The following is a 16,786-nucleotide window of genomic DNA, read 5'->3' on the forward strand; positions in this document are numbered from 1 at the left end:
CCAACCATCCAGATGCGACCAAGGACCGCATTCGGCCCTTAGCGGCCGGCCGGGCTCAACCTATGCTGCGTCGCCGCATGCCTGGAAGCGGACGTTCGAGTGTCGCCGCAGCAGAATCTCGGCCACAGTGGTCGACCCTCCCGGCGCCGACCGCCAACGCGGTCAGCAGCTCGCTGACGACCGTACGGCAAGCAGCATCAGGTCAGAGACTGGCCCGAAGAAGGCGGCCAAGCTGCAGACGCAGTATCGGCCGGTTTTTCGCGCGACCAAACATCGCCGCGAGACCGCCTGTTGCCCTATTGTAAAGGGCCATTGTTGGCACCTATTCACCTGCACCTTTTCGCTTGTGAACTTGGCATCTAAAGTGGCAGAGATGGGCTACCAGTAGATCCGTTCTGAGCAGTCTCCCTCGTTAAGGGACCGTTCGGGAAATCGGTCGAACAAACGATAGGGCGTAGTAGCGTAGACTATGGCTTCCCAGATTCGCACCTGCTTCGTTACCGCTCCAGCCGGAAGCGAGCTCAAGGTACTTATAGATGCTCTGCATAGACGCGGCCTAAAAGTCGTTGAGCCACGGCTGCCTTCATCCGAAGGCGATCTGGAGCACGAGACGGCAGAGGCGCTTCGTGCAGCAGACCTTGTCATCGGTGTCTTGACACGCGAGCGGCGTTCGGAGTGGATCCTGTTCGAGCTAGGGCAGGCTTGGGCACTCGGAAAGCGTATCCTTCTGTTTGCGCCGCCAACATCTATCTACTTACCAACTACGCTGCGCAGGTTTATGACAGTTCGCACTAGCGTTTCGAATGTTGAGGCCGTTAACTTCGCCCTTGATCAGTTACTTGCCTCACCCGAGCCAGTTAAAGTTTCTGAAGGGAAAACTAGGCAGAAGCGACATCTCGCAGAAGGTTCCCGGAACTATCTCCGATATAGTCTGGAAGCTGTTGGCACAGCTGATCCTAGAGAACTCGAAATGTTAGTTGCCGAGACCCTGCGACAGAGTGGAGTAGACGTTCTCTCGGAATCGCGACCCGGAGATGAGCGAGCGGATCTAGCAGTTTGGTCGGACGAATTGCAGCCGTTTGTGGGCAACCCGATCCTTGTTGAAATAAAGTCAAATTTGCAGACCCGTGAGGCTGCGTCCCGAGCCGGCAAACAACTTGCTTCTTATGTAGCGGCGGCTGGCGGGCTATGGGGCCTGTTGCTTTACACGAAGGGCCCAGATGAGCTGAAGTCACTCCCGCCCAATGTTCTAGCCCTACCCATCGAACGTCTATTCGAGCGCCTGAAAGAAGAAACCTTTGATGACGTGGTCCGCGACCTACGCAATCGCCGAGTTCATGGGGTAGGTCTGTAGTGCCGGCGATAGATCAGGCCCGGGTGCAAGCTCTTATTTCCATAGGTCAGAACGCAGCGACGACCTTTGACAAAGGACGTGCCCTCGAAGATCTCATTTGTGAGGTGTTCGGTCTCATACCTGGGATCGCGATCACTCATAGAAACCAGATGAACCAGTTTGATACTGAGGAGATCGACGTCGCACTGTTCAATGAGGATATTCACTCGCTCCCTAATATCATCCTCGTTGAGGCGAAGAACTGGTCAAACCGAGTTGGAAGTATTGAAGTCGCCTGGCTCCTTACAAAGCTGCAGAACCGAGGGCTCGACTTCGGCATCCTTGTGACGACCCATGGCATCACTGGCGATGCCGCCGATTTGAGTCGCGCGCATGCGCAAGTCGCGGCTGCTTTGGTGCAGAAAAGGCGACTCATAGTAATCACAACCGCTGAAATTCAAGCGCTTCAAGACACTGATGCTTTGGTTAAACTGATAAAGACAAAGCTTTGCGGTTTGGCAGTAACAGGCACTGTATCCTAATAGCTATTGGCGTCTTTGGTAAAAGTCTCTTGGCAGCATCTAGCGGCGACGCTGCCGCGCCAACGACGCGGACTTCCTGCGTTCTGACGGCTGCATTGGTTCCCAGGTGGACCGCCGGCTTGCTCCGCTTCGCTGCCGTTCCTAGCCTGGGCCGCGAGGCACCGCTATTGCCGGGCTCCCGCGAGCGCGATGTCGCACTGCCGTCAGACCGCTTTCCGCCCTTGGCGTCGATCGACACGAAGGGCCCATTGCGGACTTTGACCTTTACGATCGATGCTGCATTGCAGCTTCGTCAAAGCTGACCTTGGCGCGGCGACCCATACTCGCTACGTCGCGATTACACTTCTGCCGCTCGCGGACTTGGCAACGTCTTTACAGTAGCGCTTTCGGCACTGTAGGATTTCGACGGCCCTTTGAGTGGGATGTGAAGAAAATATGCCAATTTTCGAGCTTGAAAAAGATGACCTTCTTGGCCTTGATGATGGTCATTTAGAGGAGCTAATTGCACGCCTTTGTGAGGCTGAAGTCGCTGCAAAAAGGCATGCAATTAGCAGCGTTCGTTGGGGTGGAAGCCTCACAGCGGCGGATGGCGGTGTCGACGTTCGCGTAACTGTCAAAGATCCGACCTTTGTGGGAGATTTCATTAGGCGCAGGGATACGGTCTACCAGGCCAAAGTGCCATCTATGGCACAGGCGGCCATCAAGAAAGAGATCTCAGGCAAAGACACCAGCAAAGATCTATTTCAAGAGTTGGCTGTATCTCATGGCGCATACGTCATCGTCAGCCTAAGAGATGACCTTGCGCCTGCCAAGCTGACAGAACGCCGTCAGCTTATGTCGGAAGAGGTGGACAAGCTTGTCACCCCAGGCTCTGTTGCGTTGGATTTCTTTGATCGCTCCACTCTCCATCAGTGGCTTCGTCAACATGTTTCCGTCCAGCTGTGGGTTCGCCGTGCCTTGGGAAAATCGCTCTCTGGGTGGCGACCATTTGAGCGCTGGACGAATGTCCCATGTGATGCTGACGACACCTTGATCGTCGGAGAGGGGCTATATCTGTCACTTCCCGGAAAGAACTCCGATCTCTCAATGGCAGAAGGAATCCCCGCTGTCCGCGAGCTGATTTTGACTTCTTCAAAGTCTATCAGGGTGGCAGGGTTGTCAGGGGTCGGTAAGACCCGGTTCGTTCAGGCACTCTTTGAGGAAGGGTTTGAAACCGATCCGCTTGATCGAACCAAGGTGATCTACGGAGACATTGGCTTCGGCGTGGAGCCCTCGGCAACCGTGATAGTTGACACACTGGTGGCCGAGAATAGAGATGCGATACTTGTTCTCGATAATTGCGCAAAAGATGAACATTCACTCATAGCCAACAGGATCGCTCGCACTAGGCCAGCGATTAAGCTGATCACGATTGAATATGATATCCGTGACGACACGCCGCAAACCACAGAAGTGGTGCGATTGACCGCCCGCGGAACTGAGATGTCAGAGCAATTGGTCACAAGGCGATATCCTCAGCTTGGCAGTCTCAATGCGCGGCGTATTGCGGATTTCTCAGGCGGAAACGCTCGGCTTGCCCTGGCTCTCGCGGATTCTCTGCCTGACAACGTCAGTCTGGCTGGTTTGTCCGACGAAGAACTCTTCGAGAGATTGTTCGAACAAAGACACGAGTCTGACAATAAACTTCGTGAACAGGCTGAAGTCCTTTCCTTGGTCTACTCTATTTCAACGGCAGAAGACGAAGAGGGTGTAAACGAACTTGCTGTCTTGGGTGACCTTTGTGAGGTCAGCGCCCGGAGAATGGCGCGGGCTTTAAACACCTTGCTCGAACGTCAGATTGCTCAACAACGGGGTCGCTGGCGCGCAGTCCTACCCCATGCTGTCGCAAACCGATTGGCGGCCGATGCGTTGCGGCACATCCCGGTTGACGAAGTTCTGCGGACGTTCGAAGAGAATGCCGGAGAACGAATGTTGAGATCGTTCAGCCGAAGGATTGGGTTCCTACATACCAGCCCTCAGGCGCGAGAAATCTCAAGGCGATGGCTTCGGCCGGATGGGCTCTTACACAAGACTATGCAGCTCAATGAGCTGGGAGCCGCAATGCTCGTGAACATCGCCCCAATCGACTGTGAAATTATCCTGGCGTGTTTCGAAAGCCAAAAGACTGAGATCCTTTGCGCTGTAAAGGACATCCGCAAGCAAACGGAAATCCGTCGCGTGATTTCACTGCTCAGCAAGATCGCTTATGAGCCAGAACTTTTTGACAGAGCGCTCTCCCTACTTCTCGAAATAGCAGATGAAGCAGGTGATGAAGAGGGCTACGATGGGCCGCGAAAGCGGGTCCGGGCATTCTTCCAGATCCGTGGGTCCGGAACTCATGCAACGCTTCGGCAACGTGTTGACGTGCTTGAGGCGTGCCTGGCGGACCAAAGAAGGCACCGATTGGCTCTCGATTGCTTGGCTTCGAGCCTTGAAATCAGGAACTTCGAGAGCATAAATCTGAGAGACGCAGAGTTCGGGGCACGTCCACGAGACTATGGAGCCCGACCTCATGGTGAAGAGGCAGTAACTTGGTTGTCGCGGTTTCTGGCAATTTCCGCCAAAATCGCACTTTCGAGTATTGCCCCAGATCGCAAGGCAGCTCGACGCATCATCGCAGCGCAGTTTAGTGGATTGTGGGCTGTCGAAGGCCTGCGGCCAATGCTGGTCGAGCTTGCCGAAAAATTGCATGCAGATGGTGGGTGGTTAGAAGGCTGGCGCGCCGTGAAGGGCAAGATGCACCACGATACGTTGCGATCAAGTCGAGAGGGGCGGATGGCAAAAGAAGACCGAGAGCTGGTCAGGCTATGCGAACTACTTGCCCCATCAGACCTGGAGGGACGAGTTCGGGCTATCGCACTCGCGGAAGGGCATCGCATCTTTGCCTTGGATGAAGAGTTCGACCTCGACGATCCGAAAAAATACGAAGCTTCTCGGAAACGGTTGGCCGAAGAAGCATTTCGTCTCGGTCAGGACGTCGCAACTGATTCCGCTGTGTTTGATGCTGTCGCCAATGATCTTTTCGAGCAGGCCTATGCGCCCAATCGCACGGCTTTCGGTCGCGGTATGGCGGCAGCGTGCAGCGATCAACGCGTGTTGTTGGAGAAGGTCACCGATCGCATAAGAGCATTGGGTCGCGCGATTTTCAACGATTGCGTGCTCTCCGGAATCCTGATGGAGATTTCTCAGGTCGATCCAGCACTGGCACAGATATTCCTGGATGAGATCTCTGAAGACGAGTTGCTTCGACGCAGGATAGTAGGACTAACCCCGGCCGACAACTTTTCACTCGAAGACTTTCAGAGGTGCGAGCGAGTATTTGACGCTATCGGCCTGGAACTGTGGGGCGTTGATAATTTGTTGTGGCGGGACAATTGCGCCGCCATAAGCAGAGAGAATAAGGTCCGGCTGGCAAACAGCATATTGGCCCAAGAAGGTGGTGCAGCTGTTCTGTTACACGCCTTCAGCATGATGCTGCATGGGACTGATCGCTCGATTGATACCCTCGGTCCAGAGCTGCGAGCTTTGGCTATTCAGGCTGCTGCGATCCTAATCAGCAACGATGATAGCGATCCGGGAGGAATAAGAGACCACGATCTCGAACAGGTTTTGACCTCCGCGTTGGCTTGCCGCGGCACTGATGCAGAGGAGAAGCAACTGCTGGATGGCCTCTTCTCAAGAATGGAAAGGCGATATGGCTCTTTCCCGCATTTCGAGAACGGAATACAAGTCATAGCGAAGTCGCGGCCAGATGCATTCTTGGATCGGCTGATGGCATATGCTTCAGGGAACGAGGATGATGACATCCACTGGGTCGACAACTCCTTTGGTGAGCGCGCTCCTTTAGATGCGGTTAGTGCAGCCGAGCTGGCTGCCTGGTGCGGTAGGGGTAACGACGTCCGCCGTTGGAAACTTGTTGCCGGTGCTATTTCTGTTTTTGAGGATGATAAAGAAGGTTGCATGAGGTTGTCTGAACAGGCGCGATCGCTCGTCCGTATGTGTCCGGAACCGGAGGCGATTATCGAGATCTTTGGTCTTCATCTAAGTCCAAAGTCATGGTCAGGAAATAGGTCGATGCATATTCAACAGAGGGCTGCCGGGTTGAGTGAGCTATTGAAATTCGAGGATTCACGGGTAGTGACCGCGACTGAAGAACTGCTAAGTCGCGCGGCGAATATTGCGGACCAAGAGCGAAAACGAGAGCAAGTGAAAGACGCGGAGAGGGAGCAGACTTTCGAGTGACTTCCGCGTCCTACGCGCGACGTAGAGCCGCGATAGCCGAAACATTTGTCCTCGCGAACAGCGGAAGTCTTCCGTCCGCCGTCTGTGTAGGTCACGCTGGGATTGATGATATGAAGTCGATCGGATGTCCACTTTCATCCTGCGACAAGGGCGCCTTCGCACGTGCAGAGAAACCCAGCTTTCCGCCCCTCACGTCGATCCCGCGCCGAGATGCTGCGCGATGTTCGAGCGGCGGCTCCAGTTCGATGCTGCTCGCGCTCTGCTGCACTGCCGTCAGTCCGCTTCCCGCCCGTTGCGTCGATGTGGCACCGAGAAGGCCGCGCAGGAATCGAGTACGCCCTTGCCGGGGCTCTGCCGTCAGGCCGCGCGCCGCGATCGACGCCTCGCAGTTCACTAACGCCCGCGGTTCGCTTGTCGGAAGAGGTGCCGTCACCGGTCGCATCGGGCATCTGCCCTGCAACCCGAATAACCGCTCTTTCGCCTCCTATTCGTCTCCCGTCGCATACAGATGGAGAACCAGCTCCTCGCCAACACCCGCCACAAAGGTAAAATTGGTGCCGCGCTGGAAGTCATCGAGGCGGAGATGCGGGAAGGCGAAGTACTTCTCGGGCACCTTCGCCTGCGTCGCAGCGAAAATCACTCGCTCCATTCTCGCAAAACGAAAGGCCGACAGGCACATCTCGCAGGGCTGTAGGGTGGAGATCAGCACGCAGCCCGTCAGATCGGTCGTCCCCAGGACCTGTGCGGCCCGGGTGATCGCCACCATTTCCGCATGCTGGGTGGGATCGCACTGCAGGTGGACCTCGTTTTCGCCGGTCGCAACGACCTTTCCGGCCTTGAGGACCGTCGCGGCGATCCCCGACTTGCCGCTCTCGCGCGCCGCACGAAGCGCCCTGTCGATGGCTTCATTCATGGCAGAACGTTCATCTGCCGACGGGCCGGCCGAGGCCTGCGCCTTCTGATCCATGCTTCCCCCTTCTCGCCTACACTCCCGCGGTGCAGAGCGTTCAGGGCAACTTAGTCCTCGTGGCATCTGCGTCCACGCGGCAGGTGAAGTCCAACTACCAGCCGTTGCACGGCGCATAGTCCGCAGGGGAGCCAGGCCAGGACCGGACATCAACCTTTCGCGCGGCAGTCGGTTTAACGTGTAAACGGCTCTGAGCTCAGTTCTCGTCGATGGAAATTCCCTGCTCACCGATCCTGATTTCGACGCCGCTCTGGCTCTCTTGATAGTAGAGGTAGCCGACAACCGCGAGACCAACGAGAAGCACGCCGATAAGGAGGTAAAGCGTATTGCGGGTCATGATTTTTATCCTTCGAAGGTTCAACTCCAGCCTTATGTCCGTTCGCTGTCGATAGCCACCATCATCCTCACGGCAGTTCCGGGCATCCCGGAGCGATAGTCCCGGCGGAAATGCAGTGCGAATTGCGGCCGGGCCAGGCACAGTCGGCTCGTAGCGACACCACGAAACATTGCAGCCCATCCAGCTGAAAAGGTTTCAATAACCTTTCTCCTTGAAGTTGCCGAATTTCTCACCAAGGCTCGGACCCTGTATCTGCGCTTTGCCGAGGACGCCAAGTTTGAGCCACCCGCCGACCCTTCTCGCCCATGCTGTCTCGATTGACCTGGAAGTCGATCCGAAGACAGCCCGGCTCTTCGCCTTTGCGGCGGTCAGGGGCGAGGACGATCGGGCGATGCTACACCAGCGCGGAGATCTCGACGCCGGGCTCGATCGGCTGGAGGCATTCTGCGACGGTGCCAGGCATCTGGTTGGGCACAACATTCTGCGCCATGACCTGCCGCATCTGGCAGCCAACCGGCCCGGGCTCGCAGCGCTGGGACAGGCGGCGATCGACACCTTGTGGCTAAATCCGCTGGCTTTTCCGCGCAATCCCTACCACCACCTCGTGAAGCACTATCACGACGGCCGGTTGCAGGCCGGTCATGTGAACGACCCGGAGCGCGATGCGCGGCTGGCCTTCGAGGTTCTGCAGAACCAGCTCGCCGCCTTCGCGCGGATGGCCGAGGAAGCGCCGGACTCCCTCTCGGCCTACCACTACCTGACCACGCGCGGCGAAGGTGCGGGCGGCTTCGATGCGGTCTTCCGCCATATTCGAGGGGCCGAAGCGCCGTCGCTGCCCGAGGCGGAGGCCGCGATCCGCCGGCAGCTGGCGGCACGCGCCTGCGACCACCGGATTTCTCAGACGCTGGGGCGGCTCTCCAGCCCGCAGTTGGGCTGGCCGATGGCCTATGCGCTGTCTTGGATCTCGGTCGCGGGCGGGGACTCGGTGATGCCGCCTTGGGTGCGGGCGCAGTTCCGCGAGGCCTCGAAGATCGTGCGGCATCTGCGCGACACGAGCTGCAGTGATGCAGGCTGCGCCTGGTGCGCCGAGATGAACGATCCTCGGCGCGCGCTGCAGCGCTGGTTCGGCTTTCCCGCTTTCCGCCCCACGCCGGTGGATGCGAGCGGCGCGCCGCTGCAGGAGCGCATCGTCGCCGAGGCCATGGCCGGCAAGAGCATCCTCGGCATCCTGCCGACCGGGACCGGCAAATCGGTTTGCTACCAGATCCCGGCGCTGTCCCGTTTCGACAAGACCGGGGCGCTGACGGTGGTGATCTCGCCGCTGGTGGCGCTGATGGCCGACCAGGTGCAGGGGCTCGCGCGGGCGGGGATCTCCTCGGCCGTTACTGTCAACGGCATGCTGTCGCTGCCCGAGAGGCATCATGCACTGGAACAGGTGCGGATGGGCGACGCGGCGATCCTGCTGATCTCGCCCGAGCAGCTGCGCTCGGTGTCGATCCGATCGACGCTGAAACAGCGCGAGGTCGGGCTCTGGGTGCTGGACGAGGCGCATTGCGTCTCGAAATGGGGCCATGATTTCAGACCCGACTACCGCTATGTCAGCCGCTTCATCAAGGAATACTCGGGCGACGAGCCGCCCGCGCCGGTGCTCTGCCTGACCGCCACGGCAAAGCCCGAGGTGGTGCGCGACATCCGCGAGCATTTCCAGAGCCGCCTCGAGGTGGAGCTGCAGCTGCTCGACGGCGGCGCGGTGCGGACCAACCTGACCTTCGCAGTGCTGCCGACCCAGCGCAGCACCAAGCTGGCCGACATCCTCAACGCCATCGAGGAGAAGCTGCCAGCCGAGGGTGTGTCCGGCGCGGTGGTCTATTGCGCCTCGCGCGCGGCGACCGAGAAGGTCGCCGAGTTCCTCAAGACCCAAGGGCTCGCCGCCGAGCGCTTCCACGCCGGTCTGCCGGCGGACGAGAAGCGCGAGATCCAGGAGCGGTTTCGCGTGGGCGAGCTGCGGGTGATCGCCGCGACCAATGCCTTCGGAATGGGGATCGACAAGCCCGACATCCGTCTTGTGGTGCATGGCGACATCCCGGGATCGCTGGAAAACTACCTGCAGGAGGCGGGCCGCGCCGGGCGCGACACCGCCCCCGCGGATTGCGTTCTATTGTTCAGCGCCGATGACGTGGAGCGCCAGTTCAGCCTCTCGGCCCGCTCCCGCCTTGCCCGGCACGAGATCGGGGCCATCCTGAAGGCGCTGCGCCGGCTCGACACCCGCACCAAGAAGACCGGCGAGGTGGTGGCGACGCCGGGCGAGATCGTGCGCGAGGAGACCGAGCAGGAATTCGACCGCGACAGCGCCACCGACGACACGAGGGTGAAGACCGCTGTCGCCTGGCTGGAGGAGGCCAAGCTCCTGTCGCGCGAGGAGAACCGGGTGCAGGTCTTCCCCTCCTCGCTGCGGATCCGCAGCATGGAGGAGGCTGCGAAGATCATCGACGCCGCGAAGATCACCGGCGCGCGGCGGCGGCAGCTGCTGGATCTGGTGCGGCAGGTGATGAACGCGCCCGCCGACGCCGGCATCTCGACCGACCATCTGAGCGGGGCTTGCGGCCTGACCGGCCCCGCCCTGCGCAAGGCGCTGAGCGATCTGGAGATCCTCGGCATCGCCAGCGACGACACAGCGATGACCGTCTTCATCCATGCCGGCGTCGAGGATGCCTCGCTCCGCCGGCTCGATTTCGCCGCGCGGCTGGAGACCGATCTGATCGCCCTGATGCGCGAGGCGGCACCCGATGCCGATGGCGCAGAGCCCCAGCCGCTGAACCTGGCAGAGACCTGCCAGACCCTGCGCGAGCGTGGCCATGGCGGGGTGCGACCCGATCTGGTCGAGACGCTCTTGCGCGGCATGGCCCATGACGGGCGCGACCAGGAGGGCGGCCGCGGCAACCTGCATCTGCGCAAGGTGAACCGGAACACGGTGTTCCTGCGGCTGCAGCGCTCGTGGAAGGTGCTCGACCAGACCGCCGAACTGCGACGCCAGGGCGCGCTGATCCTGCTGCAGCACCTGATCGGCAAGCTGCAGAAGGGCATGCGCGGCAAGGATATCCAAGTGGAGACCACACTCGGCAACATGCTGGCGGCGCTGAACGGCGACGCGCTGCTGCGCTCCTCGGTGCAGGAGATGTCGCGGCTGATGGACCGGGCGCTGCTCTGGCTGCACGAGCAGCAGGTGGTCACCCTGGGCCGGGGGCTGACCGTTTTCCGCTCGGCGATGACGGTGCAGCTGAACCAGAAGGGCGGCCCCTTCACCCTGCAGCACTTCGCCCCGCTCGAGGAGCATTACACCGAGCAGACCATCCAGACCCATGTGATGGCGGCCTATGCCGAGAAGGGCCTCGCTGCGCTGGATCAGGCCGAGCTTCTGTCGAAAGACTATTTCACGCTGGAGCGCGACCTCTTCCTCGAGCGCTGGCTACCCGGCCGGGGTACCGAACTGCGTCGCCAGACCACCGGAGCGTCCTGGAAGACCATCGTCGAGGCGCTGAACAACCCGGTGCAGCAGGAGATCGTCCGCGACGATCGCGAGCAGACCAACGTCCTGGTCCTCGCCGGCCCCGGCTCCGGCAAGACCCGGGTGCTGGTGCATCGCATCGCCTATCTGATCCGGGTGCGGCGCGAAGATCCGCGCGGCATCCTGGTGCTCACCTACAACCGTCACGCCGCCACCGAGATCCGCGAGCGGCTGCGCCGGCTGGTCGGCGACGATGCAGCCCTGGTCACCGTGTCAACCTGCCACGCCCTGGCGATGCGGCTGGTCGGGGCCAGCTTCATCGGCGACCGCGACGCCCCGCGCGACTTCGACGGCATCGTGCTGGAGGCGGTGCGGCTGTTGCAGGGCGACGGCCTCGGCAAGGCCGAGGCGGAGGCGCTGCGCGACACGCTGATCCAGGGCTATCGCTGGATCCTGGTCGACGAGTACCAGGACATCGGCCCGGAGGAATACGCGCTGATCGCCGCCGTCGCCGGCCGCAGCCTCGACGATCCCGACCTGCGGCTCAGCCTCTTCGCCGTCGGCGACGACGACCAGAACATCTACGCCTTCGCCGGCGCCTCGATCGACTTCATCCGCCGCTTCGAGGCCGATTACGCGGCGAAGCCGGTGTTCCTGACCGAGAACTACCGCTCCACTGCGCATATCGTCGCCGCCGCAAATGCGGTGATCGCGCCGGCGCAGGGCCGGATGAAGATCGGCCACGACATTTCGGTGAACCGGGCCCGCGCCAAAGCGGCCCCCGGTGGCGGCTTCGCCGCGCTCGACCCGGTGGCTCAGGGCCGGGTCACCCTGCTCGATTGCCCGCCCGGTGACGCGATGCAGGCGGTGGCGGCGGTGGACGAGCTTCTGCGCCTGTCGCGCCTCGACCCCGATTGGCAGTGGCGCAGCACGGCGATCATCTCGCGCGACTGGCGGCGGCTCGAGCCGGTGCGCAGCTACGCCGAAAGCCTCGGCCTGCCGGTGGAGCTGGCCAGCGAGACCATGCCGAGTCTCTGGCGCATGCGCGAGATGCAGGCCTTCATCCGCGAGATCCTGCGCGAGCGCGCCCGGCTGCTGACTATCCCGGATCTGGTTGCAATCCTGAACGCCCTGCCGCAATCGCGCTGGACCGACCTGATCGGCGAAGGCCTCGGCGCGCTGGCCCGCGAGCTGGGCGACAAGGCGGCACCGGTGACCGATCTCGTGGAATGGTTCGGCGAATGGGCCCGCGAGGCGCGTGGCGAACAGCGCGGCCTCTTGCTGCTGACCGCGCACCGCGCCAAGGGGCTGGAGTTCGACCATGTTGCCATCCTGAACGGCGGCTGGGATCGCGCCTCGCGCGGCGAGGACGCAGACGCCCCGCGCCGGCTGTTCTACGTGGCGATGACCCGGGCCAGGCAGAGCCTGACCGTGCTGACCAGCGGCGGCCACTGCCTCCTCCAGCCCGGCGCTCCCGCGATCCTGCCCCGCAGCGTGACGCCTTGCCCATCGGCCCTGCCGCAGGACCGGCGTCGCCATGTCGCCCCGGACCTGAAGCTGGTCGATCTCTCCTACGCCGGCCGCATGCCGCCCGGCCACCGCGCCCTCGCCGCGATCACCGCGGCAAAGGTCGGCGACCCCGTCACGCTCTCACGCGACGGCGAGCGCTGGCAGATCCTGGACGCACAAGGCCAGCCGCTCGGCCGCCTGTCCCGCGCCTTCACCCCGCCCGAAGGCGGCAGCTTCCTCCGGGCCGAGGTCGCCGCAATCATCAGGTGGCGCAAGGCGGACGCCGACGAGAGCTTCCGCCACGTGATGCGACGTGATGAATGGGAAGTCGTGCTGCCGGAGTTGATCTACGAGGACATTTAATCCCGTAGCGAGCGCCCGACACGCTGAGTCTATTGACCCATTCGAGGCTCGGCAAACCCGGCCGCGCGCTCCCGGCGACCGGGCCCGCCCCTCGTTTACAGCAGCCGCGCCAGCGCCTCGCGGTTGCTGATCACCAGCTCCTGCGCCTCGGTCCCCTGCCCCGCGCTGACCGTGTAGGTCAGCCGCACCGGCTCGATCCGGAAGCCGCCGAACAGGGCGCGGATCTCCGGCGCGTCGTTGATCGACAGCACGAAAGCTCCCTTCAGCGCGGCCAGGATCTCGGCCATCCGGGCGTATTGGCTGCGGTCGAAGAGGCCGCGGCCGTAGTCCGCCTCGCCGCCGAAGTAGGGCGGGTCGAGGTAGAACAGCGCGTCGGGCGTGTCGTAGCGCGGAATCAGCTCGGCCCAGTCCAGGCTCTCGAAGACCACGCCGTCGAGCCGCTCATGCGCCGCGTCGAGCAGCGGCTCGAGGCGGGCCAGCGAGAAGCGCGGGGACGTGCTGGCCGAGACGCCGAACACACCGTCGATCTTGCCGCCGAAGGCCAAGCGCTGGAGGTAGAGGAAGCGGGCTGCGCGCTCGAGGTCGGTGAGTGTGGCGGGATCGGTGGCGCGCAGCCGCTCGAACTCGCGCCGGCTGCAGATCTGGAAGCGCATCACCTCCTTCAGCTGCGGATAGTGGCGCTGCAGGATGCGGAAGAGATTGATGATCTCGCCGTTGCGGTCGTTCATCACCTCGAGCCGCGGCCGCATCCGGCGGCGCAGGAAGACGCCGCCCATGCCGACGAAGGGCTCGATGTAGCTGCGATGCGGGATCGCCTCGATCCGCTCGATCAGAAGGGGATGGAGGCGCTTCTTGCCCCCGAGCCAGGGGGCCACTGGGACAGCGGGTCGCACTTGTTGCATGATCTGATTCTGCTCCAGAAGGCCGCTGCCCTCGCGAGGAAGCAGGCGGCCTGGAAGCATTCGACGGGCTGGCGCGGTCATTTCGAAAGTTTAAGCCGCGTGGTTCGGGCTGTTGGCGCAGCCCGGCCTCTGCCGGGGCGGGACCGGGCGCGAACGCCCGGCCGGTGCTCAAGGTGGCGGAGGCGTTCTCTCCCGCGCCGGGGATCCGCGCCGGCGGGAGGCAGGCTCGCGGCCGGCGCAGTCGTAAAGCCTCGCCGCGTTTGTTAAGTCACGGCTGGTTAAGGCTTTCCGCCGAGTTAAGCGCAGCGAAACCACCGGGGTGCGAATGACCCGCGCCACAGGATCGCCCGGGAAGGACCCGCGGGATTCCGGCAGAGGGAGAGCAAGGCTCGGCGGCGATCGCCGCGCTCCTGCCGATCGCCCACCTGATGCTGTCGGGATCAAGGTCATGACCACTCCCCGCCTTCACCGCGTCAGCGCCTCCAGCCCGCGCTGCAGGCGGTCGAGGTAGCGGGCCTCGGCCTTGCCGCTGTTGCAGCCGGCCATGCTGCGCAGCGAGTGGTCGTTCAGCACCACGTGCTCGACCGCCGGGCGGCAGGACGCGGGGATCGCGGCCCACATCGCGTGGAAGCGGCGGCGGCGGTCGAGATGGGCGACGGCCGGGTCGAAGTCGCTGGCGCTGGTGTCGACCTTCACCATGGCGGCCAGCATGTCGCGGCCGCGCCGGCCCTGGGCGGCCTCGGCCAGCTGCTCGGCGGCATTGGCCTGGGCGGCGCTGAGCTTGCCCTTGCGCAGGTAGCGCTCGACCCAGGTCTCGCGCCGGGTGCGGATCACGCCGTTCGGGTTGGAGGTCTTGCCGGTCTTAGGATCGACCGTCGTGACCGGCTCGATCACCTTGCCCGCGATCTGGCGCGGGGTCAGCGGGCCGAGATCCCAGGGGGCCCTGCTCAGCGTCACCAGCGCCAGCCGGTCGGCCGCCTTCAGCTTCTTCTTCGCCGCCTTGCCCACCGCTTCCGTCGCCGCCATCGTGCCGCCCGCCTTCATGTCCAGTGCCATCGCTTCCGCCTTTCCCGCCGTCTTCATCGTCGCCGTATCCGCAGCCTTCTTCACCGCCGCTCGCATCCTGCCGCCCACATCTCCTCTTCTTCCGCCCGCATCGTGCCCGCCTTCCTCCGCTTCCTCCCGTCACGCCGCCTGCCCCTTGCCGGCCGCGCGCTTCGCCCGTCCCGCGGCGACGATGTCGCGCGCCTGGCGCAGGTCCTCCTCGTAGGCGGCCAGCGCCGCCCGGTCGTCGGCCGTGGCCGTGCCGCGCTCGACCCGGCCCAGCATCAGCTCGCGGCCGCGCTGGTTCTCCGCCGCCTCCTCGAGGATCTTGCGGCGGTCCATCGCCATCGGCGGCCGGGGATGCCGGCGCAGGAAGCGCAGGAGCTCGACAAGGTAGCCGCCGAGCTCGGCCTTCGGCCCCTCGATCGAGGCGAGCCAGCTGGTGACGATCGGGTGCTCCATCAGCGGCCGCTCCTGCAGGCCGCGCGCCAGCCCGCGGATCACCGCCTCCGAGGGCCAGACATTGCGCCGCGGCCCCTCGGCATGGTCGAGCACCAGCTCGGCCAGCACCGCCAGCGTGTCGGGCCCCATGTAGCTCAGGAACCCGGCCAGCCGGGTCAACGCCTCGGCATGCGCCGCCTCGCCCATGCCCTTCGGCCGCACCAGCCCCGCGCCGGCCAGCCGCTGCAGGAAGACCTCGCGCACCAGCGCCCGGCCTTCCTTGCCTCCTTCGGTCTCGTCGCTTCCGTCCTTCATCCCTCGCCCCTTTCCCCAGCCTGCCCTGCGTCCCTTCCGCGCCGCCGGATCCGGTCCCGCGCCGCAAGATCTCCTTTCATTTCCTTTCCTTTCCTATGGCTGGAACTGTTCCGATCTGTTCCAGAACGTTCCGGAACAGTTCGGAACTGTTCCTGGAACAGTTGATGTCGTTTCAGATCAGGAGCTTGGCGGCCGCCGCCTCCGCTTCCGCGCTCCGGACTGCGCCCGAGCGCCCGTGTTCGTCGGCCAGCGGCTGCAGGAAGGCCGCGCGCAGCACCCCCTGGCCCCGCCTGCTTTCCCTGCCGTCCTTCACGTCGTCACCCCTCATCCCTTCCTCCCCAGCCCGCCCGGCGTCCCCGCTGCGCCGCCGGCTCCGTTCCCGCGCCGCAAGATCTCCTTTCATTTCCTTTCCTCTCCTCTGGCTGGAACTGTTCCGATCTGTTCCAGAACGTTCCGGAACAGTTCGGAACTGTTCCTGGAACAGTTGATCCCGTGTCAGATCAGCCGCTGACCGCGCGCAGCATCCATTTCTGCGCCACGGCATGCATCAGGGCGCGCTCGTAGGAGGCGCGGGTGCGCTTGCCCGGCGCGTGCTCGGTCAGCCAGCCGTCGATCCGCTGCACCAGCACGTCGTCCGCCACCACCGACTTGTCGCAGCCGAGGAACAGGAGCCCCTCGCGCAGCCGCTTCAGGCGCTGGTAGACCGCCTTCTCCTCGTTGCTCTGGACGCGCAGGATCCGGCTCTCCACCGTCTCCTCGGCGATCTTCGTCACCACCGGATGCGCCAGCCGGATCTTGGCGCCGCACCTGACCCGCCGCCATTTGTGCAAGGGGCCCATCTGCCGGGCCCGCAGTTCCTTCCAGCGGCCAAGGTCGATGCGCAGGAGCGAGGCCAGGAGCTCGTCGTCGTCGGGCAGCGTGCCGATCGGCCGCTGCTTCTGCGACAGGAAGATCAGGTTCAGGTAGAACCAGCCGCATTCGGCCGACATGCGCAGGAAGGTGTCGCTGTTGAGCCAGCGGTCGTGGTCGAACATGACGAAGCGGTGGCCCTTCAGATCCTCGTCCTCGGCGATCGGGTACTGGTCGAGCGCATCGCTGTCGACCGGACGGAGCAGAGCCTCCTTCATGCCGCGGTCCTCCAGCTCGGGCCGGCCGCCGCCGGCGGGGACGAGGCTCCCGGAGCGGCGGCCAGAGGTTTACCGGGCTGGGCCGTCGCCGGCGTAGTGACGGGGGCCGCTGTCTTCGCC

10 protein-coding genes are annotated in these 16,786 nt (G+C 63.2%); 3 read left to right on the top strand and 7 right to left on the bottom strand.

The genetic code is table 11. The annotated features are described in order from the left end of the window. The first annotated feature begins 1,503 nt into the window (after nucleotides 1-1,503). Nucleotides 1,504-1,875, top strand: coding sequence for a restriction endonuclease (locus C5F48_RS11495; RefSeq protein WP_219907806.1), 372 nt, complete (start codon nucleotides 1,504-1,506; stop codon nucleotides 1,873-1,875). Nucleotides 1,876-2,292: 417 nt separating this feature from the next. Next, the gene (locus tag C5F48_RS24805) at nucleotides 2,293-6,156 is read left to right on the top strand and encodes a hypothetical protein (RefSeq protein ID WP_146170584.1); all 3,864 of its coding nucleotides are present in this window, start codon (nucleotides 2,293-2,295) and stop codon (nucleotides 6,154-6,156) included. Between the two features lie 484 nt (nucleotides 6,157-6,640). Here C5F48_RS24805 and C5F48_RS11505 read toward each other — a convergent pair whose 3' ends face one another. Both C5F48_RS11505 and C5F48_RS25155 read right to left on the bottom strand, forming a co-directional pair. Further along, nucleotides 6,641-7,123: a nucleoside deaminase gene (locus C5F48_RS11505; RefSeq protein ID WP_170139684.1), complete on the bottom strand. Its 483-nt coding sequence runs from the start codon at nucleotides 7,121-7,123 to the stop codon at nucleotides 6,641-6,643. 196 nt (nucleotides 7,124-7,319) lie between these two features. Next, nucleotides 7,320-7,460, bottom strand: a complete 141-nt coding sequence (locus tag C5F48_RS25155) for a hypothetical protein (RefSeq protein WP_170139685.1) — start codon at nucleotides 7,458-7,460, stop codon at nucleotides 7,320-7,322. A gap of 391 nt (nucleotides 7,461-7,851) precedes the next feature. Between C5F48_RS25155 and C5F48_RS11510 the strand changes: the two genes are divergently transcribed. Next, the gene (locus tag C5F48_RS11510; protein WP_211314648.1) at nucleotides 7,852-12,837 is read left to right on the top strand and encodes a RecQ family ATP-dependent DNA helicase; all 4,986 of its coding nucleotides are present in this window, start codon (nucleotides 7,852-7,854) and stop codon (nucleotides 12,835-12,837) included. 95 nt (nucleotides 12,838-12,932) lie between these two features. Here the strand turns inward: C5F48_RS11510 and C5F48_RS11515 are convergent, their stop codons facing one another. The 5 genes from C5F48_RS11515 to C5F48_RS11535 all read right to left on the bottom strand — a co-directional run bounded on the left by C5F48_RS11515 (nucleotide 12,933) and on the right by C5F48_RS11535 (nucleotide 16,666). Further along, entirely contained in the window at nucleotides 12,933-13,739 is an 807-nt protein-coding gene (locus C5F48_RS11515) for a DNA adenine methylase (RefSeq protein WP_107664064.1), read from the bottom strand. A 465-nt stretch (nucleotides 13,740-14,204) separates the two neighbouring features. Beyond that, the gene (locus tag C5F48_RS11520; RefSeq protein ID WP_258186497.1) at nucleotides 14,205-14,795 is read right to left on the bottom strand and encodes a hypothetical protein; all 591 of its coding nucleotides are present in this window, start codon (nucleotides 14,793-14,795) and stop codon (nucleotides 14,205-14,207) included. Nucleotides 14,796-14,924: 129 nt separating this feature from the next. Beyond that, entirely contained in the window at nucleotides 14,925-15,539 is a 615-nt protein-coding gene (locus C5F48_RS11525; protein WP_107664060.1) for a hypothetical protein, read from the bottom strand. Between the two features lie 172 nt (nucleotides 15,540-15,711). Beyond that, nucleotides 15,712-15,867: a hypothetical protein gene (locus C5F48_RS25160; RefSeq protein ID WP_170139613.1), complete on the bottom strand. Its 156-nt coding sequence runs from the start codon at nucleotides 15,865-15,867 to the stop codon at nucleotides 15,712-15,714. Between the two features lie 172 nt (nucleotides 15,868-16,039). Then, nucleotides 16,040-16,666 (bottom strand): hypothetical protein, encoded by a 627-nt coding sequence (locus tag C5F48_RS11535; protein WP_107664062.1) that lies wholly within the window; start codon nucleotides 16,664-16,666, stop codon nucleotides 16,040-16,042. Between the last annotated feature and the right edge of the window lie 120 nt (nucleotides 16,667-16,786).

It is taken from the genome of Cereibacter changlensis JA139, from assembly GCF_003034985.1.
In the GTDB taxonomy this organism is placed as follows: Bacteria; Pseudomonadota; Alphaproteobacteria; order Rhodobacterales; family Rhodobacteraceae; genus Cereibacter; species Cereibacter changlensis.